We start from the raw sequence: 23711 nt of genomic DNA, 5'->3' as shown, positions 1-23711 counted from the left end.
CAAGCCCGGCTCCCACAAAAACAATAAGAGGATTTTCGTCATGGCTAAAATCGGATTTATCGGCACCGGCATCATGGGCCAACCCATGGCCGCCAACCTGCAAAAGGCCGGGCACCAACTGTTCCTGTCCGAGCACCACGGCAAGGCCCCGGCGGAACTGATCAACGCAGGTGCGGTGGCCCTGGCCAACCCGCAGCAGGTGGCCCAGGAAGCCGAATTCATCATCGTCATGGTGCCCGACACCCCGCAGGTCGACGATGTGCTGTTCCGCGCCGACGGTGTGGCCGCCGGCCTGGGGCCGAACAAAGTGGTGATCGACATGAGCTCGATCTCGCCCACCGCCACCAAGGCCTTTGCCGCGAAGATCAACGAGACCGGCGCGCGCTACCTCGACGCCCCCGTGTCCGGTGGTGAAGTCGGTGCCAAGGCCGGCACCCTGAGCATCATGATCGGCGGCGACCCGCACACCTTCGAACGCGCCCTGCCGCTGTTCCAGGCCATGGGCAAGAACATCACCCTGGTGGGCGGCAATGGCGATGGCCAGACCGCCAAGGTGGCTAACCAGATCATCGTTGCCCTGAACATTCAGGCGGTGGCCGAAGCGCTGCTCTTCGCCTCGAAAAACGGTGCCGACCCGGCCAAGGTGCGTGAAGCGCTGATGGGCGGTTTTGCTTCCTCGAAAATCCTCGAAGTGCATGGCGAGCGAATGATCAAGGGCACCTTCGATCCGGGCTTCCGCATCAGCCTGCACCAGAAGGACTTGAACCTGGCCCTGGCCGGCGCCAAGGAGCTGGGGATCAACCTGCCGAACACCGCCGGCACCCAACAGGTGTTCAGCACCTGCACGGCCATCGGTGGCGGCAACTGGGACCACTCGGCGCTGATCAAGGGCCTGGAACATATGGCGAATTTTTCGATTCGCGATAAGTAAACAACAGCGCTCCTACCTTGGAATGCAATCAAGTGTGGGAGCTGGCTTGCCTGCGATAGCGGTCGTTCAGACACCGACTCATCGCCTGACACACCGCCATCGCAGGCAAGCCAGCTCCCACATGTTTGACCGCATTTCACATCGAATTTGAGTCACCCCTAATAACAAGAATCCCCGGGAGCCCGCTTATGTCGGTCGATCCGCAACACCTGCTTCGCGAGCTGTTTGCCACAGCCATCGACGCTGCCCACCCCCGGCAAGTCCTCGAACCCTATCTGCCTGCCGACCGCAGCGGCCGCGTCATCGTGATCGGCGCCGGTAAAGCCGCGGCCGCCATGGCGCTGGTGGTGGAAAACTGCTGGCAAGGCGAAGTCTCGGGCCTGGTGGTCACCCGCTACGGCCATGGCGCGCCCTGCAAGAAAATTGAAGTGGTCGAAGCCGCACACCCGGTCCCGGATGCCGCCGGCCAAGCGGTGGCCAAGCGTGTGCTGGAGCTGATCAGCAACCTGGGCGAAGACGACCGCGTGATCTTTTTGCTGTCTGGCGGTGGCTCTGCACTGCTCGCCCTGCCGGCCGCCGGCATCACCCTGGCGGACAAGCAAACCATCAACAAAGCCCTGCTCAAATCCGGCGCCACCATTGGCGAGATGAACTGCGTGCGCAAGCACCTTTCGGCGATCAAGGGTGGCCGCCTGGCCAAGGCCAGCTGGCCGGCCACGGTCTACACCTACGCCATTTCCGATGTGCCGGGGGACCAGGCCACCGTCATCGCGTCGGGCCCTACCGTCGGCGATCCGAGCACGTCGCAACAGGCCCTGGCGATCCTCAAGCGCTACCAGATTGAAATCCCGGCGTCGGTCCGTACCTGGCTGCAAAGCCCGGCGTCGGAAACGGTCAAACCCGGCGACCCGGTGCTCGCCCGCAGCCATTTCCAGCTTATTGCCCGCCCACAGCAATCCCTCGAAGCGGTGGCGGTAAAAGTCCGCCAGGCCGGTTTCAGCCCGCTGATCCTCGGCGACCTGGAAGGCGAAGCGCGGGACGTGGCCAAGGTGCACGCGGGCATTGCCCGGCAAATCATCCAGCATGGCCAGCCGCTGGCGGCGCCCTGCGTGATCATCTCCGGCGGGGAAACCACCGTGACCGTGCGCGGTAATGGCCGTGGCGGACGCAATGCCGAGTTCCTCCTGAGCCTCACCGACAGCCTCAAGGGCCTGCCCGGCGTCTACGCCCTGGCGGGTGACACCGACGGCATCGACGGCTCCGAAGACAACGCCGGCGCGATCATGACGCCCACCAGCTACGCCCGCGCCGAGGCCCTGGGCCTGAGCGCCAGCGACGAGCTGGACAACAACAATGGCTACGGCTACTTCGCGGCCCTCGACGGCCTGATCATCACCGAACCGACCCGCACCAACGTCAACGATTTTCGCGCCATTCTGATTCTTGAAAGCCCTGAAAGAGAGTCCCCTGAACATGACGCCTGACAAGAAGGTCAAAATCCTCGCCACGCTCGGCCCGGCCACCGACAGCATCGACGACATCCGCGAGCTGGTGGAAGCCGGGGTGAACATCTTCCGCCTGAACTTCAGCCACGGCGATCACGCCGACCATGCCAAGCGCTACCAGTGGATTCGTCAGGTGGAGCGCCAGCTGAATTACCCCCTCGGCATCCTCATGGACCTGCAAGGGCCGAAGCTTCGGGTCGGGTGCTTTGCCGAGGGCAAGGTCCAACTGGTTCGTGGCCAGGCACTGCGCCTGGACCTGGACCCGACGCCCGGTGACCAGCGACGGGTCAACCTGCCGCACCCGGAAATCATCGCGGCCTTGAAGCCCGGCATGGACCTGTTGCTGGACGACGGCAAGCTGCGCCTGCGGGTGATCACCCAGCACGCCGACGCCATCGACACCACCGTGCTCAATGGCGGCGAACTGTCGGACCGCAAAGGCGTGAACGTGCCCCAGGCCCTGCTGGAACTCAGCCCGCTGACCGCCAAGGACCGCCGCGACCTGAGCTTTGGCCTGGAGCTGGGTGTGGACTGGGTGGCGCTGTCGTTTGTGCAGCGCCCGGAAGACATTCGCGAAGCCCGCGAGCTGATCGGCGACAAAGCGTTCCTGATGGCCAAGATCGAGAAGCCGTCGGCGGTGAAGCGCCTGCAGGAAATCGCCGAGCTGAGCGAGGCGATCATGGTCGCCAGAGGGGACCTGGGGGTGGAAGTGCCAGCGGAAAGCGTGCCGCAAATCCAGAAGGACATCATTGGTCTGTGCCGCCAGCTGGGCAAACCGGTGGTGGTGGCCACGCAGATGCTTGAGTCGATGCGCTTCTCCCCGGCGCCTACCCGCGCCGAAGTCACTGATGTGGCCAATGCGGTGGCAGAAGGTGCGGACGCGGTGATGCTGTCGGCGGAAACCGCTTCCGGCGAATACCCGCTGGAAGCCGTGCTGATGATGAGCAAGATCATTCGCCAGGTGGAAAACGGCCCGGATTACCAGGCTCAACTGGACGTCAGCCGGCCCAAGGCGGATGCCACGGTGTCGGACGCCATCAGTTGCGCCATTCGCCGTATCAGCAGCATCCTGCCGGTGGCGGTGCTGGTGAACTACAGCGAGTCGGGCACCTCCAGCCTGCGGGCCGCGCGGGAACGGCCGACGGTACCGATCCTCAACCTCACGCCGAACCTGTCCACGGCGCGGCGCTTGAGCGTGGCGTGGGGCGTGCACTCGGTGGTGAATGACCGGCTGCGGCAGGTGGATGAGGTGTGCTCAACGGCGCTGGAGATTGCCCAGGCACAAGGGATGGCGCAGCGCGGGGATACCTTGGTGATTACCGCGGGGGTGCCGTTTGGGCAGCCGGGGTCTACTAACTCACTACGGATAGAGACGTTGATCTAGCGCCTGTAAGGGCCTCATCGCGGGCAAGCCCGGCTCCCACATTTTGATTTGTGAACCCGTTCAAATGTGGGAGCTGGCTTGCCTGCGATGGGGGCAACTCGGTCCCTCAGACTCACCCACCATGCCCAACCAACCCTGCCCCGACTGGGCCGAAGCCCTGCTCAACGGCTTCAGCCAGATTTTCCTCCAGCGCCACCCGCTGTGCGGCCTGCTCTGCCTGCTGGCGATCCTTGTCGGCGCCCCGGCGCTGCTCGGCGGCGCACTGCTGGGCGGTGTCGCCGGTTTACTGACCGCCCAACGCCGCGGCTACCCCAAGGCCGAGCGCCAGGCCGGCCTCTATAGCTACAACGGCGTGCTGCTCGGTTTGCTGATCAGCCAGCATTTCACCTGGTCGGCGCTGTTGCCACCGTTGATCCTCGCCTGCGGCGGCCTCAGTGCAATCCTCACCCGCCAGTGGCTCAAACGCGCCGCCAACCCCGACGACCTGCCCGCCTACACCGCCCCCTTTGTGGCGTTCGGCTGGCTGCTGCTCGGCACCACCGCGCCCGCCGCAGTGGCCGCCAGCGAACCCGGGGCCTGGGCCCTCCTCTGCGCGCCGTTTAAAGGCCTGGCCCAAGTCATCCTGCTGGACCACGCCCTGGCCGGCCTGTTGATCGCCTTCGGCCTGCTGCTCGCCAGCCCCCGCGCCGCGTGGTGGGCGTTGACCGGCGCGAGCCTCGGCGTGCTGATCGCCCTGTTGATGGACGAACCCACCCGCGCCCTGCTCGGCCTGCACAGCTATAACCCGGCACTGGCCGCCCTGGCCCTCAGCCAGCATCGCCGCCAACCCTGGTTGCCGCTGATCGGCATCGTCCTGGCGATCATCCTCACCCCCGGCTTCACCGGCCTGAACCTGCCCGCACTGACCGCACCGTTTATCCTGGCCTGCTGGCTGGTGCGCGCCAGTCAGCGGGTGATGCAGAAAGCCCGCATGGACAGCCCCTTCGAATCCCCCTAGGCTTCGCTGATCTTCGATTCAGGCGACTTCCATGGACAGCAACAAGCACTGGCGTGAACGTCTCTACGTCATGGTTTTCCAAAGCGACACCCCAGCCGGCCGACGCTTCGACAGCACCCTGCTGCTGATCATCCTCGCCAGCCTGGTGATCGTGATCCTCGACAGTATCCAGGCGGTCCACGACAACTACGCCAACGTGCTGGCCTACATCGAGTGGGGCTTCACCATCATCTTTGCCATCGAGTACGGGTTGCGGCTGTATTGCTCGCCCAAGCCGTTGCGCTATGCCTTCAGCTTTTACGGGCTGGTGGATTTACTGGCGATCGTGCCCGGGATCCTGGCGCTGTATTACAGCGACGCGCAGTACCTGCTGATTATCCGGATCATCCGGATGCTGCGGATCTTCCGGGTGCTCAAGCTTGGGCCGTACCTCAAGCAGGCCAACTACCTGATGTCGGCACTGCGGGGCAGCAAGCAGAAGATCGTGGTGTTTTTGCTCAGCGTCTGCACCCTGGTCACGGTGTTCGGCACCTTGATGTACGTGATCGAAGGCCCGGAGCACGGCTTTACCAGCATTCCCAAGGGCATTTATTGGGCGATCGTGACCCTGACCACCGTGGGCTTTGGCGATATCGTGCCGGTCACGCCGCTGGGCCAGGTGATTTCGTCGCTGGTGATGATCACCGGTTATTCCATTATCGCGGTACCCACCGGGATTTTTACCGCCGAACTGGCCAATGCCATGCGCGGTGAGCAACTGGAACATGAGTGCCCGGTGTGCAGGAAAAACACCCACGAACCCAACGCAGCGTTTTGCTCGCGCTGTGGCAATGGGTTGTTTAAGAAAGTGGAATAAGCAAAGTTCTTTTTAATCTTTAAGCGACTATGCGCCCCCGGCTATAGTCGCTGGCATATTGCCCCTATGTGTTTCAAAACCTTCTCGAACAACAAGGAATGAGCAGTGAAAAAACTCGTTAGCGCCTCTCTCCTGGCCGCCGGCCTCGCACTGGCTGGCGTCGTCCAGGCCGCCCCGGTCACCCTGCTCAACGTCTCCTACGACGTGATGCGCGACTTCTACAAAGACTACAACGCGGCCTTCCAGAAGCACTGGGCTGCCGAGCATCCAGACGACAAGCTGACCCTGCAGATGTCCTTCGGTGGTTCGAGCAAACAAGCGCGCTCGGTGATCGACGGCCTGCCGGCTGATGTGATCACCATGAACATGGCCACCGACATCAACGCCCTGGCCGACAACGGCAAACTGGTCCCGGACAACTGGGTTACCCGCCTGCCGGACAACAGCGCGCCGTTCACCTCGGCCACGGTGTTCATCGTGCGCAAAGGCAACCCGAAAGCCCTGAAAGACTGGCCGGATTTGCTCAAGGATGGCGTGCAAGTCATCGTACCGAACCCGAAAACCTCCGGTAACGGCCGCTACACCTACCTGTCGGCCTGGGGTTATGTGTTGAAGAACGGCGGTGACGAAGAGAAGGCCAAGAAGTTCGTGGGCGACCTGTTCAAACACGCCCCCGTGCTGGACACCGGTGGCCGTGCCGCCACCACCACGTTCATGACCAACCAGATCGGCGACGTGCTGGTGACGTTTGAAAACGAAGCCGAAATGATCGCCCGTGAATTTGGCCGCGATCAGTTTGAAGTGATCTACCCAAGCGTTTCCGCTGAGGCTGAGCCGCCGGTGTCGGTGGTCGACAAAGTGGTCGACAAGAAAGGCACCCGCGTGGCTGCCGAGGAATACCTGAAGTACCTGTGGTCGCCGGAAGGCCAGGAAATTGCGGCCAACAACTACCTGCGTCCACGGGACCCGAAAGTGCTGGCCAAGTACACCGACCGCTTCCCGAAAGTCGACTTCCTGTCGGTCGAGAAGACCTTTGGTGACTGGCGTACGGTGCAGAAGACCCACTTCAATGATGGTGGGGTTTTTGACCAGATCTACAGCGGGCAGTAATCCGCTCTAACTGAAGAAATGCAGTCCAGTGTGGGAGCTGGCTTTTGTGGGAGCCGGGCTTGCCCGCGATAGCCTCACCTCGGTTTGTCTGATAGACCGAGGTGCCTGCATCGCGGGCAAGCCCGGCTCCCACACAAGCCCGCTCCCACATTTGCTCCAGCGCTCAGCTGTTACATCGGCGGTGTCACGCCATCTTTCCCGGCAGAAATCGCCTGGGCCGTCACGCTCCCATCCTCGCCCTTCGCCGCAAACATCACCACCTTCACCCCTGGCTTCAGCAAGCTGCGATCACCCGGTTCCAGGTTGACGATCGGCACATCCTCCGGCACCACGATCTTCTGCTCGCCACCCTTGTACTTCACCGTCAATGTGCGGCCATTGCTCACCACCAGGTCACCCACGGTGCCGTTGGTCATGCTGCTGCCTTCCTTCAGGTCGAACGCACGGTGCCCGTCGCCTGTGCCCGCCATGGCCGGTGGGAACACATGCACTTCCAGGGCGGTCAGCGAACCATCCGCATTGGGCATCGCCGCCGAGCCGATGTAACTGCCAGGCTTGATGTCTTCGATTTTGGCCAGGGTAACAGCGCGCACCAGGGTGTCCTTGGTCAGGTGCACGGTCACGTCTTCACCGCTCCTGACCTTGACGTGCATCGCGTCACCGTCGATGGCGGTAATTGCGCCACGCACGCCCACCCGCGGGGCGTCCTGGGCCTGGGCGATGCCCGTGGTCATCAGCGCGGCCAGGCTTGAGGCCAAGAGCATTTTGTTGAATGTCATCTTCATGGCAGTCGATTTCCTGTTTATGCAGTTGTGACTGAATGTATCATCGACCTTCAGCCCGAAGGTTAACGTTTCAGTCATTAATGCCCGGCATGAGTGTTATCACCACAAACGGGCTACTCCCGCCCGGGGCCAGTCTTTATGCTCGCTCGCCTCTTTCTTCGTTTTTATGAGAACACCATGAACGCTACGCCCCACGCTACAAGCACCATGACCCGAGGCATGGTGATGCTGTTTGCGTTCTGTTGCGGCGCCATCGTCGCCAACATCTACTACGCACAACCGATCATCGAGCTGATCGCCCCGGACATCGGCCTCACGCCGGCCATGGCCAGCCTGATCGTGTCCCTGACCCAGATCGGCTATGCCCTGGGCCTGTTCTTCCTGGTGCCGCTGGGCGACCTGCTGGAAAACCGCCGGCTGATGATCATCACCACCGTGGTGGCCATCGCCAGTTTGCTGGGCGCAGCCTTCACCGAACAGCCGAACCTGTTCCTGCTGGTGTCGCTGCTGATCGGCTTCAGTTCGGTGTCGGTACAAATCCTGATTCCCCTGGCGGCGCACCTGGCGCCGGCTGAGTCCCGTGGCCGGGTGGTCGGCAGCATCATGGGCGGTTTGCTGCTGGGTATCCTGCTGGCACGGCCAGTGTCCAGCGTGGTGGCTGACCATTTCGGCTGGCGCGCCATGTTCATGGCCGCCGCCGCACTGATGGCATTTATCAGCGTGGTGTTGATGCTGACCATCCCCAAGCGCCAACCGGATCACGCCGCCAGCTACGGCCAATTGCTCGGCTCCCTGGGCACCTTGCTGCGCCGCCAGCCGGTGCTGCGCCAGCGGGCGTTTTACCAGGGTTGCATGTTTGCCACCTTTAGCCTGTTCTGGACCGCCGCCCCGTTGGAACTGTCCCGCAACCATGGCCTGAGCCAAAGCCAGATCGCCCTGTTTGCCCTGGTGGGTGCCCTCGGCGCCATCGCCGCGCCCATTGCCGGGCGCCTGGCGGATGCCGGCCACACCCACCGCGCTTCACTGCTGGCGATGCTGTTTGCCGCGCTGAGCTTTCTGCCGGCCTTCGTACACCCGCTGTACAGCGTGATCGGCCTGGCGGTGACCGGCGTGGTCCTGGACTTCTGCGTGCAGATGAACATGGTCCTCGGCCAACGCGCCATCTACGCCCTCGACGCCAACAGCCGCAGCCGGTTGAACGCGCTGTACATGACCAGCATCTTCATCGGTGGCGCCTTCGGCTCGGCGATTGCCAGCAGCGTGTACGAACACGGCGGCTGGCTGGGGGTGATGCTGGTGGGCAGCGCCTTCCCGCTGGTGGCATTGTTGCGGTTCCTGAGTGCATCGCGGCAAGGGGCGGTGGCCACCGCCTAGTTACAACCGCACCAACTTCTCCAAAGCCGCATCCGCCAGAAATGACGAGCGGCTTTTTACTTTGTGCTCGCGCACATAGCGGTCGATACGCTGGATCACATAGCCGGGCAAGGTCACGTTGACCTTCTCGGTCTTGCCCAGATAGGGCGAAATGTCGAGTTCCAGCATCCCCCAGCCCATCCCCGCGTATTCCTCATTGTCATGGTGGGCGGCCACCGACGTTGGCATCGGAATCACCCGACCTTCTGCCGCGATCTCCTGCAGCATGATGTGCGCCACCTCGACGGCCGCGTTGTACGCCTCTTCAAAGCTGTCCCCGGCGGTCACAGCGCCCGGAATATCGGGGATCTGAATACCGGTGGCGACAAAGTCATCGCCCCATTCGATACAGATTGGGTATTGCATGGAAAATCTCCTTAAACCGTCCTAAAACGAAAACAGCCCGGCACGTTTCCTGATACTTCGCACGGTGCCCAGGGGCAGATCCTTCTTGGGATGGGGCACCGGTATCGTGTACGGGTTATAGCGATGGGTGAAAAGATGATGGCTGCCCGTCACCCGATCCAGCACCCAACCTGCCTCTTGCAGCTCTTTGATCAATAGCCTGCTTTGCACCACAGCCTCCTTGCTCCGGCCTGAATAAAAGTAACCCTAGAGTTATCTTTACTCAAGCACAGAATTCGTCAGTCTGACTGGTGGCTGTTTTACCGGATGTTGGAAACCCATCCATTCATGCCCTTGGGGAATGAATTCTATGCCAACCGACTGACTTCCCCCGTTATCCCAAAGGCCCCATGATTCCCGAAACGCCACCGCCAAAAGGACACCCCGATGGACCGCCTCACCGCCATGGAAACCTTCGTCCACGTCGTGGAGACAGGCTCGTTTTCCGCTGCTGCCAAACGCATGGGCATTGGCCAGCCCGCCGTGTCCAAAGGCATTGCCCAACTGGAGGCCCGACTGGCGGTCAGGTTGCTGATGCGCTCCACCCGGGGCCTGACGCCCACCGAGGCGGGCCTGGCGTTTTTTGAAAAGTCCAAACGCGCGGTCGACGAAGCCAATGAGGCCGACGACGCAGCCCGGGGCGCCGGCAACGGCCTGTCGGGCACCCTGCGCATCAGCGCGGGCGTGACCTTTTGCCGCTTGCAAATCATTCCCAACCTGGGCCCGTTCCTTGAGCAACACCCCGGTCTGAACGTCGACGTCGTACTCGACGACCGCCTGCTCAATCTGGTGGAAGAAGGGATCGACGTCGCCCTGCGCATCGGCCACCTGGGTGACTCCGGCCTGACGGCCCGCAAGATTGGCCAAAGCCCCTGCCGGATTTTCGGCACCCCGGCTTACTTTGAACGCCATGGCGAACCCCGCTCCCCGGCAGACCTCCTGCACCACCAGGCGGTGATCTATAGCTTGAGCGAAAACACCTGCTGGACCTTCACTCAGGGTGCCCATCAATACCCCTTGGTCCCTCACGGGCGCCTGCGCGTCACGTCTTCCGAAGGCATCCGTGCCGGAGTGCTGTCCCACCAGGGTGTGGCGATGACCGCCGAGTGGATGTTCATGCCGGAGATCGCCAGTGGCGAGGTCAAGGCCGTCCTCACCGACTGGGAATTGCCGCCCCGGGACTTATGGGCCGTGTTGCCTACAGGCCGGATGGTCAGTGCCAAGGCCCGGGCGTTTATCGAGTTTGTGGAGGGCGTGGTGCGCTGATCCTCACCCGTCTCCTCGATGCACTGCAACGCCAGCGTCAGGTCATTGTGGTTCGTGCGCTTGGGCTTACGCCAAAGGGGCGAAAAGCACTGACAGTCCAGTTTGGAATAAAGCTTTGAGAACGATGAAGGCTTAAGGTGGGAGCGGGCTCGCTCGCGAATGCGCAGTGTCAATCGACAAATTTATTGACTGATCCACCGCCTTCACGAGCAAGCCCGCTCCCACATTGGATCTGCGGCGAGTTCAAGAGTTGGGTTAAATCACCCTGCCATCCCTGCCCACGGTGACGTTGCGCGGCAACTCGTGCCGATGCTGCATCAACCACGCATCCAGCGTATGCCCTACATGGGTCAGCACACCCAACTCGGCGCCGACTTCCTCGATGCACTGCAACGCCAGCGTCAAATCATTGTGGTTACGTGGCGCCTGCGGCTGGGGCGGCATGGAGCAGTCGAGCACCAGCACGTCCAGCGGTTCGCGTTGCAGCCAGTCGCGGGTAGCAGGAGGCAGGCCGACGGTGTCGGTGAGGTAGGCGATGCGTCGCCCTTCGCCTTCCAGCAGATAACCCAACGTGGGTTTGGAATGCAGCAGCGGTAACGCCGTGACGCTCAGTTCGCCAAACCGGCGGGTTTCAAACTCAGCAAACGGTTGGCTGAAATCCAGGATGCCAGGGTGCTTGTACAGGTCGGACAACCCTTGCGCGTCCACCGGCCCATGCACCGGAATCACCAGGCCCTGGCCCCAGCGCAAATGCAGCAAGCCCTGGGCATGATCGGCGTGGTAGTGGGTCTGGAAAATCCCGTTGAAGCTGCGCGGCGGGAAGCGTTCGGTGAGGTCGGGCAAGCCGCTGTCGATCAACCAGCGCTGGTCGCCGCACTCGATCAACGCGCTGCACGGGCGGCGCCGCAGGCTTTCGTCGCTGCGGGCCAGACCGCAGGCGGCGCACTCGCAGCCATACACCGGGACTTGTCGCGCGTCACCGGTGCCCAGCAAGGTCAGGCGCATGCGGATTGCCCGTCGAGGCAGCGCAGCAGGCGCTCGACCGTGTGTTCCAGTTGGCCGGAGTTGTCGAGCAGGAACACGTCCGGTGCAGTGCTCAAGCCTTCAGCGAACCGCGCATTGCGCGCCAGCCGCTGATCAATGTCCGCCAGGGATTCACGACCCCGCGCCAGCAAGCGCTGGCGCAACACCGCCTGATCCACGGTCAGCAACACCACCAGCAGGTTCGGGTAAAGCAGCCGGGTCTGCGCCAGATGGCCACGGGAGCCGTTGACCAGCACGTCGTGCCCCGCCGCCAGCCACTCATCAATCTCCCGGGGAATGCCATAGGACAAGCCGTTGGCGTGCCAGCTGAGGGCAAACGCGCCCTCGGCCTCCAGCGCGGCAAACTGCGCCGGGCTCACACCCTGCGCCGCTTCGCCCACCGCTTCCGCCGAGCGGGTGATGACACGCCGCACAATGCGGCAGCCACGCTCGGCCAATCGCGGGCGTGCGGCATCCAGCAGGCTGTCCTTGCCCGAACCCGAGGGTCCGATGAGATAGATCAACCTGCCTGCCATCAAAACACCCTCTTCGCTTGTCGCCAGACTTGTTGGACCACGGGCAGTCCGTCGCGGCTTTTTTTCGCTTGCACCAGGTCGGCCCGCAGGCCCACGGCGATTTCGCCGCGATCGTTCAGGCCCGCCGCTTGTGCCGGCGCCAGGCTGATCATCTTGACCGCCCGGGAAAGATCACCGCCGTCTTGTTGATCGGCCAGCACGAACGCCGCCTGCAGCAGGCTGGCCGGGTAGTAGTCACTGGAAAGTATATCCAGCAATCCCTCGGCAGCCAGGCCGGCGGCGGCCACATTACCCGAGTGGGACCCACCACGCACCACGTTCGGCGCGCCCATCAGAACTTTCATGTTCAGTTGCTGGCAACCACGCGCGGCTTCCAGGGTCGTGGGAAACTCCGCGATGGTCATGCCGTAGCGCGCCGACTCCTCGACGTGAGCCAGGGTTGCATCGTCATGGCTGGCCACCGACAGCCCGCGCTCCAGGCAATGCTCGACGATCGCCGCACGATAACGGTCGCTGTATGCCTTCGAATTGGCCATTTGCAGCACGACGAACGCGTCCATGGTCTCGTCGTTCAAGTGGTACTTGCCCATGTAGTACTCACGGTACTTGGATTCGAGCACGAACTGGCGCTGGCCCGGCGAATGGTCCATCACCGACACCAGGCGCACCAGCGGGTTTTCCACCAGGTCGCGGAACACGCTCAACGTGTCCGGGTGGCACAGCTCGCAGCGCAGGTGCAGGTGGTGTTCGGCGCGGGTCAGGCCGGCGCTTTCTGCCGCGGCGATGGCATCGAGCATCGCCGGCAGTTTTTTCATGCGGTTGCCCTTGGGGTTCACATCGCCGATGGACACCGCATCGAACACCGTGGTGATGCCGGCCGCGATGATCTGCGCATCATGGCTGAGCACCGCCGAGGTGGACGGCCAGTCCACGCCGGGGCGTGGGGTCATGTGTTTTTCCAGGTTGTCGGTGTGCAATTCCACCAGGCCCGGCAGCAGGCAATCTCCGCCCAGGTCCTGGGCCTGGGGCAATTGGCTGCGGCCTTCGGCGATGTCGACGATCAGCCCGTCACGCAGCACCACTGACCCCAGAAACACACGATCAGCGGTGACAACCTGGGCATTACTGAGGATCTGTTCAGCGGGCATGGGCGTATTCCTCTTGGGCAACAGGCGCGGGGGTCATGTCGAAATGGCGGTCGGCCACCGCTTCGCGGGCGGCACGGTCGTGGAAGATGCCGATCAAGGCAGCGCCGGCGGCCTTGGCTTCGTTCATCAGTTCCAGCACCACCTGGCGGTTGCTGTCGTCGAGGGACGCGGTGGGTTCGTCCAGCAACATCACCGGCCAGGCCACCATGAAGCCCCGGGCGATGTTGACCCGCTGTTGCTCGCCACCGGAGAACGTGCCGGGCGCCAGCTGCCACAGGCGCTGGGGAATGTTCAGGCGGCTGAGCAAGAGTTCGGCACGGGAGCGTGCCAGGTCCCTGGACCAGCCCCGCGCCAGGGCCGGCTCCATCACCACGTCCAGGCAAGCCACACGCGGGATCACCCGCAGAAACTGGCTGACATAGCCGAGGGTCTGTTGGCGCACTTGCAACACTTCACGGGGCTCGGCACCGACCAGTTCCAGCCACTCGCCGAGGTGCTGCACGCGGATGCTGCCGCCCGCCGGCAGGTAATTGCCATACAAGGTGCGCAGCAAGGTGCTTTTACCGGCGCCGGACTGGCCGTGCAGCACCAGGCACTCACCGCCTTTCACGCTGAACTCCACCCCGCGCAACACGTTCAGCACCACGCCGTGCTGCTGGTGCAAGGTGAAGGTTTTCGAGAGGTCACGGACCTCGATCAAGGCATTCATCATGGCTGCAATACCGAAGACACCAGCAGTTGAGAGTAAGGGTGCTGTGGATCGTCGAGGATCTGGTCCGTCAGCCCGGTTTCCACCACGCGGGACCGACGCATCACCATCAGGCGGTCGGCCAGCAGGCGCGCCACAGCGAGGTCGTGGGTCACAATCACTACGGCCAAATCCAGCTCGCGCACCAGGCCACGCAACAGGTCGAGCAGGCGCGCTTGCACCGACACGTCCAGGCCGCCGGTGGGCTCGTCCATAAACACCAGGCGCGGGCTGGAGACGAGGTTGCGGGCGATCTGCAGGCGCTGTTGCATGCCGCCGGAGAAGGTGCGTGGCAGGTCGTCGATGCGTTGCGGGTCGATTTCCACCTGGCCCAGCCAGTCGATCCCGGCGCCACGCAGTTGCTCATAATTGCGCACGCCCTGGGCCATCAGGCGCTCGCCGATGTTGGCGCCGGCCGAGACGCCCATGCGCAAACCGTCCCGTGGGTTTTGTTCGACAAAGCCCCACTCGGTGCGCAGCAAGGTGCGGCGTTCAGCTTCGCTGGCGCTGTACAGATCCAGCCATTCGCCGTCCTTGCCGCGATAACCGATGTTCCCGGCCTGCGGCGGCAAACGCCCGCTGAGCAACGAGAGCAAGGTGGATTTGCCCGAGCCCGACTCGCCGACAATTCCCAGCACTTCGCCGGGGTACAGGTCGAAGCTCACGCCCTGGCAGCCCTTCTCCGGGCCGTACAGCAGCGACAGGTCACGCACTTGCAACAAGGGTTCGGCGGGCACGCTCACCGGTTGTTGTTTCATCAGGGCCTGGATCATTGGTGACTCTCCTTCACCCGTTGGGCGCAGTACCAGGTGTCGGAACACACAAAACTCTGGGTGCCGGCATCATCCAGAATCAGCTCATCGAGAAACGATTCATGGCTGCCGCAGATGGCGCAGCTGTGTTCCCACTTCTGCACTTCGAACGGGTGGTCTTCAAAGTCCAGGCTGGTGACCTGGGTATACGGCGGCACGGCGTACAGGCGCTTTTCGCGACCGGCGCCGAACAGCATCAGCGCCGGGCTCATGTCGAGTTTCGGGTTGTCGAATTTCGGGATCGGCGACGGGTCCATCACGTAGCGCTCGTCCACCATCACCGGGTAGGCGTAGCTGGTGGCGATATGGCCGAAGGTGGCGATGTCTTCGTAGAGTTTTACGTGCATCACCCCGTAATCATTCAGGGCGTGCATGGTGCGGGTCTCGGTTTCCGAAGGTTCGATAAAGCGCAGCGGCTCCGGGATCGGCACCTGGTAAACCATGATCTGGTCGGCCTGCAACGGGGTCTCCGGGATGCGGTGGCGGGTCTGGATCACCGTGGCGTCCGGGGTGCTTTCGGTGGTGGCAACCCCGGCAGTGCGCGCGAAAAACCGGCGGATCGACACGGCGTTGGTGGTGTCGTCGGCGCCCTGGTCGATGACCTTGAGCACGTCCTCGGCCCCCAGGATCGCGGCGGTCAGTTGCATGCCGCCGGTGCCCCAGCCGTAAGGCAGCGGCATCTCGCGGCCACCAAACGGCACCTGGTAACCCGGGATCGCCACGGCCTTGAGCAAGGCGCGGCGGATCATGCGTTTGGTCTGCTCGTCGAGGTAGGCGAAGTTGTACGCCGGGTCACGCGCAGGCGTTTGAGTCAGGTCATTCATGGCGGGTGCCCTCGGCCGGTTGGCGCAGTTTGCGGATCAGTTCCAGCTCGGACTGGAAGTCCACGTAGTGAGGCAATTTGAGGTGGGACACGAAGCCCGCCGCCTCGACGTTGTCGCAGTGAGACAGCACGAATTCTTCCTGCTGGGCCGGCGAGACGATCTCTTCGTTGAACTCGTTGGCACGTAGCGAGCGGTCCACCAGGGCCATGCCCATGGCCTTGCGCTCGGCATGCCCGAACGCCAGGCCGTAGCCGCGAGTGAACTGCGCCAGCTCGGTGGCCGAACCGACGAACTGGTTGACCATCTCGCACTCGGTGACTTCGATGCTGCCCAGGCAGACCGGGAAACCCAGCTCCTCGGGGTCGATCCACACCTCCACCTCACCGATACGAATCTCGCCGGCAAACGGGTGGTTGCGGCCGTAACCGCGTTGGGTCGAATACCCCAGGGCCAACAGGAAACCTTCATCGCCACGGGCCAGGGCTTGCAGGCGCTGGGCACGGTTGGCCGGGTATTCCAGGGGGTCGCGGGTGATGTCGGCGACGCTGCCGGTGTCGTCGGATTCGTTCTTGATCAGGCCTTCCTTGGCCAGCAAGCCGAGCACCCGGGGACACGGTTCGAGGGTCGCGTCCGGCGTGGTGTGCGGGCCCGGGTATTCACCTTCGGCCAGCAGTGCAAAGTCCAGCAGACGATGGGTGTAGTCGAAGGTCGGGCCCAGCAGTTGCCCGCCCGGCACGTCCTTGAACGTGGCCGACAAACGCCGGCTCAGGGACATCTGCGCGGTATCGATCGGCAGGCTCGGGCTGAAGCGCGGCAACGTGGTGCGGTAGGCGCGCAGCAGGAAGATCGCTTCCACCAGGTCCCCCGCCGCTTGCTTGATCGCCAGCGCGGCCAGTTCGGTGTCGTACAGAGAGCCCTCGCTCATCACCCGGGCGACCGCCAGCGGCAGTTGCTCGCGGATCTGCTCCACGCTCAGCTCAGGAATAGACGTATCGCCCCGGCGTTTTTTCGCCAGCAGGCGGTGGGCATTGTCGATGGCCTGTTCGCCACCCTTGACGGCTACGTACATCAGGCACGCTCCTGTGCAATTCGGGTACTGCGGGGCAGGCCAATCAGGTGATGGCCGGCGGCGAACAAGACGTCCAGGCCACGGGGAAACGTCTCGCGGCGCTGGCGCTCCAGCCAGAAGGCCTGGGGCACCGGCAGGTTGACCTGACGCTGGGTCTTGATCCCCGGGCCGTGCCAGTTCAAGGCACGACCGGCTTCCAGGTCGGTCAACTGAACCAGCAACGTGCAGGACTGATCGGGGTAGCGATCGTTGCCGTGGTCGAAGCCGCTGAGGTCGAGCAGGTCCTGTTCACCGAGCAAGGCGAACGCGGCCTCTTCCCGGCGCGGGGTCAGCGGGCAGCCGCAATGGAACGCCAGGTTGGCGCGAATCAGCGGCGTGTCGAAACTCGGCGCCAGCCACAGCGGCGTGTCCGTATCCAGCAACGCCAGGCACAGCGCATACGTGGCCGGTGCCAGGCCTTCAAGGCTGGGGGCAGCGGGCAAGGACTGGATCAATCCGGGCTCGGCGAGGGCCTTGAGGGCCCCGCGAAAACCGCGCTGGGCGTCCAGCACCGGGTCTACAAACGCCGGTTGCAAGCGTTGGGCATTCATCAGTTTTCTCCTCGAACCAGGGTGAAAAACTCGACCTTGGTGGCGGCGGTGTCGGCCTCTTTTTGCGCCCGGCGTTCGGCCTGCGCGTTGGCCAGTGAGCGGATCAGATCGCTGAGCCAGAGACTCGGGTGCGCGCCCTGCAAATGCGCATCCGCCAAGGCCGCCAGTTCGGCGTGGACCTTGTCGCGCCCGGCCAGATAGCTGTAGCCGGTGCGGCCGTCGGCCAGGCGCACCACGCAACGGGTCACGCTCATTTCGCCAACGTTGAACGGCGCGCCATTGCCGCCCATGCGGCCACGCACCAGGGTCATGCCGATTTCCGGGGCTCGGATCAGTTGGTAATCCACGTCGCGCAGGGCGTCTTCATGGGGCAGCAATTCACTGCGAAAGGCGCGGGCGAGCACGCCGATCCAGTGTTGACGCGGGGACAGGTTCATCAGGGTCTCCATCAGGTCACCACTTGGTACTGGAAGCGATCCGAACGGCTGGTGGACTGCGCCAGCTCCACCGGGCGGCCGTCGCGATCGCGGGAAAGGGTAAAGACGGTGAGCGCTGGCAAGTGCCGGGGCATCATCAGCAGCGCGGCTTCGTCGCGGTTGGGCAACCGCGCGCCGATCAGGCTTTGGGTGCGGGTCAGCGGCAGGTCGCGCTCACGCAGGTACTGGCGCAGCGAGCCGCCGTTGTAGTCCGCCAGCAGCGGCGCATGGCTGGCGCAGTAGCGATGGCGGATCAGGCTGACGGGGTGGTGGTCGAGCTTGCGCAGGGTTTGCAGCTCGATCATCGGCGCCATCTCGGCGATGCCCAGTTGCTGCGCCTCCTCGCGGCTGGCGAAGCAGTAACGGCGCTTGAGCAGCATCGCTTCCACGCCCACACCCTGGGCCGACAACGACTGGCTGTAAGAGGTCTCGGCGCCCATCGGGTAAATCAACGGGCGGTCCAGCACCTGGGTGCCCTTGCCCTGGCGGCGCAACAGGCTGCCTTCGAACACCAACTCGTCGATGGCGCGGCGCAGGGTGTGGCGGTTGACGCCGAAGCGTTCGGCCAACTGCACCTCGCCCGGCAGGAAGTCGCCGGCCTGGTAGCTGCTCAGTTCGCGGCGCAGGATATCGGCCAGTTCGCGGTACACCGGCTCATCTTGTCTAGACAACTGCATGCTTAAAAAAAAGCGCCCAGGGGCACCCCTCCGTCGTCAGATGAACTGCTTGCGCAGGCGTTGGGACAGCACGTCGATACAGCTCACCACCACGATGATCACCAGCAGCACCGCGCAGGTCTGCACGAACTGAAAGGCGCGGATGTTCTCCCACAGGATCACGCCGATCCCGCCGGCACCGACCATCCCCACCACCGTCGCCGAACGCACGTTGGCCTCGAATCGGTAGAGCGCGTAGGACACCCACAGCGGCATCACTTGCGGGATCACGCCGTAGATCACCTCTTGCAGGGCACTGGCGCCGGTGGCTCGGACGCCTTCAACGGGGCCGGGGTCGATGGCTTCGACGGCTTCGGCAAACAGCTTGGCGAGGACGCCGGTGGTGCTGATCCACAAGGCCAGGACACCGGCAAAAGGACCGAGGCCGACCGCGACCACGAACAACATCGCGAAGACCATTTCGTTGATCGACCGGAACGCATCCATCACTCGGCGCAACGGCTGGTGAATCCACCAGGGCGTGATGTTCTCGGCGCACAGAATGCCCAGCGGCACCGAGCAGACAATCGCCAGCACCGTGCCCCAGAGGGCGATCTGCACGGTGACGATCATCTCCTTGAGGTAGGAGCGCCATTCGTGGAAGTCCGGCGGGAAGAAGTCGGCGGCGAAGGTCGCCATGTTTCCGGAGTCGCGGTACAGCGCCAGCGGGTTCATTTCGGCGCCGTGCCAGGCCCAGGCCAGCAGGACCAGGAACAGGCCCCAGCCCAGGTATTGCGGCCAAGTCCTTTTGCCTACGGCTTCAGCATGCAGAGTGGTCATGAATCCCTCTCAATGTAGGAGCGAGCTTGCTCGCGAAGGTCGTTAACGATGACGCGGGGAGCCTGTAGAAACGCGGTGCTCTTGGGTTTTTCGCGAGCAAGCTCGCTCCTACAGGTTCCACAGTCGCCTGGCGTTAGCCGTTGGCCGCAGTCTTTTTGTCCAGCTCGGTGATGCGCTCTTGCAGCTTGGCGAGGTCGGCGTCGATGTCGGCGAGCTTCTTGGTCTTGTCGGCGGCTTCCAGGTGGTCGTCGGCGCTGATGGTGGTGCGCTGCTTGAACAGCTCCAACTGGCGGATCGGCAACAGTTGGTCGTCGCTGGACTTGAGGAACTTGCCCAGTTGCATGTTCTTCAGCACGGCCTTCTCTTCGTCGGTGTCACCGTAGTGGGCGAAGAAATCGCGGATCTTGGTTTTCTCGCTGTCGGTCAGGGCCTTGCTCCACACCATCGGGTCGGCAGGGATCAGCGGCGATTTCCAGATCACTTTGAGCATGGCGGCCTTGTCCGGCTGGGTGACTTCCAGGCGGTCCCAGCTTTCAGTGTTGAAGGTGGCGACGTCCAACTGCCCTTTGGCCACGCTCAGTGCGTTGACTTCATGGCTGGAGTTGAGGGTGCGTTTGAAGGCGGTGGCGGCGTCGACGTGGTTCTTGGCGAACACGTAGTAGCCGGGTACCAGGTAGCCCGAGGTGGAGTTCGGGTCGCCGTTGCCGAAGGTCAGGTTCTTGGCGTTCTTGAGCATGTCATCGACGTTGTTGATCGGGCTGTCCTTGCGCACGATCAGCACACTCCAGTAACCGGCCGCACCGTTGGCGGCGGCGGTCTGGGCGAAGATTTCGCCGTTGGAACGGTCCACCGCTTCCATCGCGGCCTTGTTGCCCAGCCAGGCCACGTCAACCTTGTTGAAGCGCATGCCCTGGATCAGCCCGGCGTAGTCGGAGGCGAACGTCGCGTTGACGGTGAGGCCGGTTTTCTTCTGCATGTCATCCAAAAAGGGCTGCCAGACGCTCTTGAGGTTCTGCGAAGACTCGGTGGACATGATGCCGAAATTGATCGCCTTGTCGGCGGCCTGGGCATTGCCCATGGCCACGCTGGCTAACAGCACGGCGGACAGAAACACATGACCGATACGGTTCAACATGGAGAGGATTCCTGTGGGTCGTTAGTAAGGTTTCAAGCGCGGGCCAGGGCCAACCGTGCGGGGGCGACGGTTGTGCGGGTCTGGTCGGAAAACATCAGGCTGGTGTCGACATCAGCACCGTACAAATCATTGAGGAACTGGCTGCTCAACTCGCTGGCGTTGCCATCGAAATGAATCCGCCCACCCTTGAGCGCTACAGCTCGGGGGCAATAACGCATGGCGTAATCCACCTGGTGCAGGGTGACCACCACGGTCTTGCCGTCGCGGCCGTTGATGTCGGCGAGGATCTCCATGACCTTGCGCGCCGACTCCGGGTCCAGCGAAGCGATGGGTTCGTCGGCCAGGATCACTTCGGCGCGCTGGGTCAGCGCCCGGGCGATCGCCACGCGTTGCTGCTGGCCGCCGGACAAGGTGGAGGCGCGCTGTGCGGCGAGGTCGGCCAGGCCGACGCGGGCCAGGGATTCCATGGCGAACTGTTTTTCCTCGGCATTGAACAAACCGAGGTTGCCGCGCCAGCGCGGCATGCGGCCCAGGCAACCGAGCAGCACGTTGTCGAGCACACTCAGGCGATTGACCAGGTTGAACTGCTGGAAGATATAGCCGATGTCGGAGCGCAAGCGCCGCACCTTGCCATTCAACCGGCCGCTGGCCTGCACTTCCCGGCCCAGCACCTTGACGCTGCCGCCGTTGCTCTTGTCGCAACAGGCCAGGCCCGCCAGGTGGCGCAGCAAGGTGGACTTGCCGGAGCCGGAAGCGCCAATCAGCGCGACCATCTCACCGGTGGCCACGGTGAGTTCGAGGTCGACCAGTGCGGACTTCTTCGCAAAGGTCTTGTTCAGATGATCGACATGGATAGCTGGAGTCATGGGCTTCTCTGTCTGGTTGAACAGCCGTCCGTGGCTGCGTTTGAGTTCAAACGACAGTAGGCGCGGGCTGTGTCAGCCCTATGACTTGCACATGTCCGGAGTAAAACCGTTTGATGAAGGTTTGATGAAAGGTTGGAGCTGGCGCTGAATACCTAACCTGTGGCGAGGGAGCTTGCTCCCGCTGGGCTGCGCAGCGGCCCCAAACCCGGGTGACACGGTCTGTCGGATGTGCTGAGGTGGTTGACTTGGGCCTGCTGCGCAGTCCAGCGGGAGCAAGCTCCCTCGCCACAAGGTCTTCGCCCGGCATTGAAAATGTTGAAAAGCTCGGTTCTGACATGCTCTGAACAAGACTTTCCCTACGGCTAGTCATTGAACTCTTCCCCATTATGTCGACCGAGTTGTACACAGGAGGGCGTGCCCCTACTGGGTTTCCATTCCCCGGTCGACCAACCTGTGTACAGCTCACCACCCATCCTCTACGCAACTTTTGCTAAAACTTTCTCGACTAACAGTCGAGGTGACCTTGCAGTCATTTATAGCGTTCGTTTTCTGGTGCGCTGTGCACGGGAGGGCCTTGGCCCTGCCGGTTTTCTATGACCGGCCTACCACCCCGTGCACAGCATGCCACTCCTGAAAAACACTCAAAACCGATTGTCATTTAGGGTTGCTTGCGGCCCATCTCACCGCTAACCTTCGCGGGTCGCTGCAAAATCAGCGAACGGGTGTGGAAGCCCGAACTCTCCAGGCGTATAAGCGCCCATAGCCTTTAGCGGGCGCTTTTTTCATGTCCGCTATTTATGTGTTATGGCGGCTGTGCGCGGGGCACTTTCGGGTGCGCCGGGGTCCTGGAGTCCGGTCTTCCACACCTGCGTACAGTCGCCACCCATCATATGGAAGTGATTGTGGCGGCTCCCTTTACTCCAGGAGCAACCGTATGAAAAAAGTCACGCCCAACCCACCGTATTACTTGAACGACCAGAAATTCCACGACGCTGCCCAGCGCGCATTCAAGCACTACGACCTGAATTCAGAACCTGCCGTTTCGCCCCCGCCCTCCGACAAACTCTTCGCCGTACGTGCGGGTCTCAGCACTGAAGTCGCGTTGTGCAATGCCAGCGAGATTCTTGAGTCGGCGGCTGTCAGCGCCTATGACTGTGCCGAGCATCTTGATGGGGCCAGCCGCAAGCAAGTGTTGGCAGTGGTGCAATTGGTGGAGATGGCGCAGTTATTGGTCGATGAGGCGCTGAATCGGGAGTGCCCGGTGGCCTGATCGAAACCGAAATCCAACAGACAAAGCCGATCTAGTGTGGGAGCTGGCTTGCCTGCGATGACTGACTCATAGCCAACATCTCAGGTGACTGATACACCGCTATCGCAGGCAAGCCAGCTCCCACATTTTGATTTTCATCAGGTTCAAACTGCCCGGTGTCATTGAGCAATGCGGGCGCGCAATCGCGGCATTACAAAATCCAGAAACGCCCGCAGCTTCAGCGGCAACGGCGACTGCCCTTTGTGCACCAGGCTAATGGGCAGCGGCGCCGACTCGAACGCTTCAAGCACCACCGCCAGTGCCTCTTCCCGCACCGCATCCGCCACTTGATACGACAGCACTCGAATCACCCCAACCCCCAGCGTCGCCGCCGCAATCGCCGCTTCTGCGGTGTTCACCGACAACCGCGAATGCACCGGCACCGAGACCCCGGTTTTACCCGCGCCAAATCCCCATGCCCCTTGGGATGCCAGCACTTCGAAGGTGATGCAGTCATGTCCCGCCAAGTCCTGGGGTTCGACTGGTACACCGCGAGCGGCCAGGTACGCCGGACTGGCACACACCACGCGCCGCACCGCGCCCACTTGCATGGCCTTGAGCGAGCTGTCGGGCAACTCGCCAATCCGCACCGCCACGTCGCAGTGTTCTTCCATCAGGTGCACAACCCGGTCGGTGAGGATCAGGTTGATATCGATCTCCGGGTACTGCGCCAGAAATTCCGCCACCACGGGCACGAGGTGCAGCCGTCCGAATACCACAGGCGCGGTGACGACCAGTTCGCCCCGTGGCTGGGAATATTCGCCAGTGGCCGCACGCTCGGCCTCGCTGATGTCTTCAAGAATCCGCCGGCACGCGTCAAGGTAGGAGGCGCCCGCATCGGTCAGCGACAACTGACGCGTGGTGCGGTGCAGCAGGCGGGTTTTCAGGTGCGTTTCCAGTTCGGACACCTTGCGGCTGACGCTGGCCAGCGGCATGTCGAGGCGCCGCGCCGCAGCGGTCAGGCTGCCCGCATCAACCACGGCAACGAAGATGGACATGGATTCAAGGCGGTTCATGGCAACCTATC

At 62.9% G+C, this 23711-nt stretch carries 26 protein-coding genes; 9 read left to right on the top strand and 17 right to left on the bottom strand.

Features of this window, described 5'->3' with window-relative positions:
• Window positions 1-40: 40 nt before the first annotated feature.
• The 6 genes from HX855_RS22790 (at window position 41) to HX855_RS22765 (ending at window position 6783) form a co-directional block, all read left to right on the top strand.
• Complete coding sequence (locus tag HX855_RS22790) at window positions 41-931, top strand: 2-hydroxy-3-oxopropionate reductase (RefSeq protein WP_177087574.1); 891 nt, start codon at window positions 41-43, stop codon at window positions 929-931.
• Between the two features lie 188 nt (window positions 932-1119).
• Entirely contained in the window at window positions 1120-2415 is a 1296-nt protein-coding gene (locus HX855_RS22785) for a glycerate kinase (protein ID WP_177087575.1), read from the top strand.
• Entirely contained in the window at window positions 2405-3820 is a 1416-nt protein-coding gene (gene pyk / locus HX855_RS22780) for a pyruvate kinase (RefSeq protein ID WP_177087576.1), read from the top strand. The genes HX855_RS22785 and pyk overlap by 11 nt, the downstream gene beginning before the upstream one ends.
• Before the next feature lie 121 nt (window positions 3821-3941).
• Window positions 3942-4817, top strand: coding sequence for an urea transporter (locus tag HX855_RS22775; RefSeq protein WP_177087577.1), 876 nt, complete (start codon window positions 3942-3944; stop codon window positions 4815-4817).
• Between the two features lie 31 nt (window positions 4818-4848).
• On the top strand, window positions 4849-5673 hold the full coding sequence (locus HX855_RS22770) for an ion transporter (protein WP_177087578.1): 825 nt from the start codon (window positions 4849-4851) through the stop codon (window positions 5671-5673).
• Between the two features lie 105 nt (window positions 5674-5778).
• The gene (locus HX855_RS22765) at window positions 5779-6783 is read left to right on the top strand and encodes a sulfate ABC transporter substrate-binding protein (protein WP_177087579.1); all 1005 of its coding nucleotides are present in this window, start codon (window positions 5779-5781) and stop codon (window positions 6781-6783) included.
• Window positions 6784-6953: 170 nt separating this feature from the next.
• Here HX855_RS22765 and HX855_RS22760 read toward each other — a convergent pair whose 3' ends face one another.
• Entirely contained in the window at window positions 6954-7568 is a 615-nt protein-coding gene (locus tag HX855_RS22760; RefSeq protein WP_177087580.1) for a DUF5666 domain-containing protein, read from the bottom strand.
• A 177-nt stretch (window positions 7569-7745) separates the two neighbouring features.
• Here HX855_RS22760 and HX855_RS22755 point away from each other — a divergent pair, with 177 nt between their 5' ends.
• Window positions 7746-8942 carry an MFS transporter gene (locus HX855_RS22755; RefSeq protein ID WP_169385930.1) on the top strand — a complete coding sequence of 399 codons (1197 nt, stop codon included), beginning with the start codon at window positions 7746-7748 and terminating at the stop codon, window positions 8940-8942.
• Here the strand turns inward: HX855_RS22755 and HX855_RS22750 are convergent, their stop codons facing one another.
• Together HX855_RS22750 and HX855_RS22745 are read right to left on the bottom strand one after the other, a co-directional pair.
• Window positions 8943-9347 (bottom strand): type II toxin-antitoxin system HicB family antitoxin, encoded by a 405-nt coding sequence (locus HX855_RS22750; RefSeq protein WP_010166194.1) that lies wholly within the window; start codon window positions 9345-9347, stop codon window positions 8943-8945.
• Window positions 9348-9368: 21 nt separating this feature from the next.
• Window positions 9369-9557, bottom strand: a complete 189-nt coding sequence (locus HX855_RS22745) for a type II toxin-antitoxin system HicA family toxin (RefSeq protein WP_177087582.1) — start codon at window positions 9555-9557, stop codon at window positions 9369-9371.
• A gap of 216 nt (window positions 9558-9773) precedes the next feature.
• Here HX855_RS22745 and HX855_RS22740 point away from each other — a divergent pair, with 216 nt between their 5' ends.
• Window positions 9774-10652, top strand: a complete 879-nt coding sequence (locus tag HX855_RS22740; RefSeq protein WP_177087584.1) for a LysR family transcriptional regulator — start codon at window positions 9774-9776, stop codon at window positions 10650-10652.
• Between the two features lie 255 nt (window positions 10653-10907).
• Here HX855_RS22740 and phnP read toward each other — a convergent pair whose 3' ends face one another.
• The 13 genes from phnP to phnC all read right to left on the bottom strand — a co-directional run bounded on the left by phnP (window position 10908) and on the right by phnC (window position 21375).
• Window positions 10908-11657, bottom strand: a complete 750-nt coding sequence (phnP, locus tag HX855_RS22735) for a phosphonate metabolism protein PhnP (RefSeq protein WP_177087587.1) — start codon at window positions 11655-11657, stop codon at window positions 10908-10910.
• A complete protein-coding gene (gene phnN, locus HX855_RS22730; protein ID WP_177087589.1) occupies window positions 11648-12211 on the bottom strand; it encodes a phosphonate metabolism protein/1,5-bisphosphokinase (PRPP-forming) PhnN in 564 nt (187 codons plus the stop codon). The genes phnP and phnN overlap by 10 nt, the downstream gene beginning before the upstream one ends.
• Window positions 12211-13359: an alpha-D-ribose 1-methylphosphonate 5-triphosphate diphosphatase gene (locus tag HX855_RS22725; RefSeq protein WP_177087591.1), complete on the bottom strand. Its 1149-nt coding sequence runs from the start codon at window positions 13357-13359 to the stop codon at window positions 12211-12213. The genes phnN and HX855_RS22725 overlap by 1 nt, the downstream gene beginning before the upstream one ends.
• Complete coding sequence (gene phnL / locus HX855_RS22720; protein WP_053255202.1) at window positions 13349-14068, bottom strand: phosphonate C-P lyase system protein PhnL; 720 nt, start codon at window positions 14066-14068, stop codon at window positions 13349-13351. The genes HX855_RS22725 and phnL overlap by 11 nt, the downstream gene beginning before the upstream one ends.
• Entirely contained in the window at window positions 14068-14880 is an 813-nt protein-coding gene (phnK, locus tag HX855_RS22715; protein ID WP_177087593.1) for a phosphonate C-P lyase system protein PhnK, read from the bottom strand. The genes phnL and phnK overlap by 1 nt, the downstream gene beginning before the upstream one ends.
• The gene (locus HX855_RS22710; protein WP_177087595.1) at window positions 14877-15743 is read right to left on the bottom strand and encodes an alpha-D-ribose 1-methylphosphonate 5-phosphate C-P-lyase PhnJ; all 867 of its coding nucleotides are present in this window, start codon (window positions 15741-15743) and stop codon (window positions 14877-14879) included. The genes phnK and HX855_RS22710 overlap by 4 nt, the downstream gene beginning before the upstream one ends.
• Window positions 15736-16812, bottom strand: a complete 1077-nt coding sequence (locus HX855_RS22705; RefSeq protein ID WP_177087597.1) for a carbon-phosphorus lyase complex subunit PhnI — start codon at window positions 16810-16812, stop codon at window positions 15736-15738. Before HX855_RS22705 ends, HX855_RS22710 begins: the two co-directional genes overlap by 8 nt.
• Window positions 16812-17402, bottom strand: coding sequence for a phosphonate C-P lyase system protein PhnH (gene phnH / locus HX855_RS22700; protein ID WP_177087599.1), 591 nt, complete (start codon window positions 17400-17402; stop codon window positions 16812-16814). The genes HX855_RS22705 and phnH overlap by 1 nt, the downstream gene beginning before the upstream one ends.
• Window positions 17402-17839 carry a phosphonate C-P lyase system protein PhnG gene (phnG, locus tag HX855_RS22695; protein ID WP_032881727.1) on the bottom strand — a complete coding sequence of 146 codons (438 nt, stop codon included), beginning with the start codon at window positions 17837-17839 and terminating at the stop codon, window positions 17402-17404. Before phnG ends, phnH begins: the two co-directional genes overlap by 1 nt.
• Before the next feature lie 11 nt (window positions 17840-17850).
• Entirely contained in the window at window positions 17851-18555 is a 705-nt protein-coding gene (gene phnF, locus HX855_RS22690; RefSeq protein WP_177087602.1) for a phosphonate metabolism transcriptional regulator PhnF, read from the bottom strand.
• A gap of 36 nt (window positions 18556-18591) precedes the next feature.
• Window positions 18592-19374 carry a phosphonate ABC transporter, permease protein PhnE gene (phnE, locus tag HX855_RS22685; protein ID WP_010166166.1) on the bottom strand — a complete coding sequence of 261 codons (783 nt, stop codon included), beginning with the start codon at window positions 19372-19374 and terminating at the stop codon, window positions 18592-18594.
• Window positions 19375-19507: 133 nt separating this feature from the next.
• The gene (phnD, locus tag HX855_RS22680; RefSeq protein ID WP_177087604.1) at window positions 19508-20509 is read right to left on the bottom strand and encodes a phosphonate ABC transporter substrate-binding protein; all 1002 of its coding nucleotides are present in this window, start codon (window positions 20507-20509) and stop codon (window positions 19508-19510) included.
• Between the two features lie 32 nt (window positions 20510-20541).
• Window positions 20542-21375 carry a phosphonate ABC transporter ATP-binding protein gene (gene phnC, locus HX855_RS22675; protein ID WP_177087606.1) on the bottom strand — a complete coding sequence of 278 codons (834 nt, stop codon included), beginning with the start codon at window positions 21373-21375 and terminating at the stop codon, window positions 20542-20544.
• A gap of 934 nt (window positions 21376-22309) precedes the next feature.
• Between phnC and HX855_RS22670 the strand changes: the two genes are divergently transcribed.
• Window positions 22310-22645: a DUF6124 family protein gene (locus tag HX855_RS22670; protein ID WP_177087608.1), complete on the top strand. Its 336-nt coding sequence runs from the start codon at window positions 22310-22312 to the stop codon at window positions 22643-22645.
• 158 nt (window positions 22646-22803) lie between these two features.
• Here HX855_RS22670 and HX855_RS22665 read toward each other — a convergent pair whose 3' ends face one another.
• Window positions 22804-23700, bottom strand: coding sequence for a LysR family transcriptional regulator (locus tag HX855_RS22665; RefSeq protein WP_177087610.1), 897 nt, complete (start codon window positions 23698-23700; stop codon window positions 22804-22806).
• Window positions 23701-23711 lie beyond the last annotated feature (11 nt).

Origin of the sequence: Pseudomonas sp. IPO3778, from assembly GCF_013386825.1 — a bacterium.
Taxonomy (GTDB): Bacteria; Pseudomonadota; Gammaproteobacteria; order Pseudomonadales; family Pseudomonadaceae; genus Aquipseudomonas.
The sequence above is the reverse complement of the archived record's forward strand: the minus strand, read 5'-3'. Positions and strand labels throughout refer to the sequence as shown.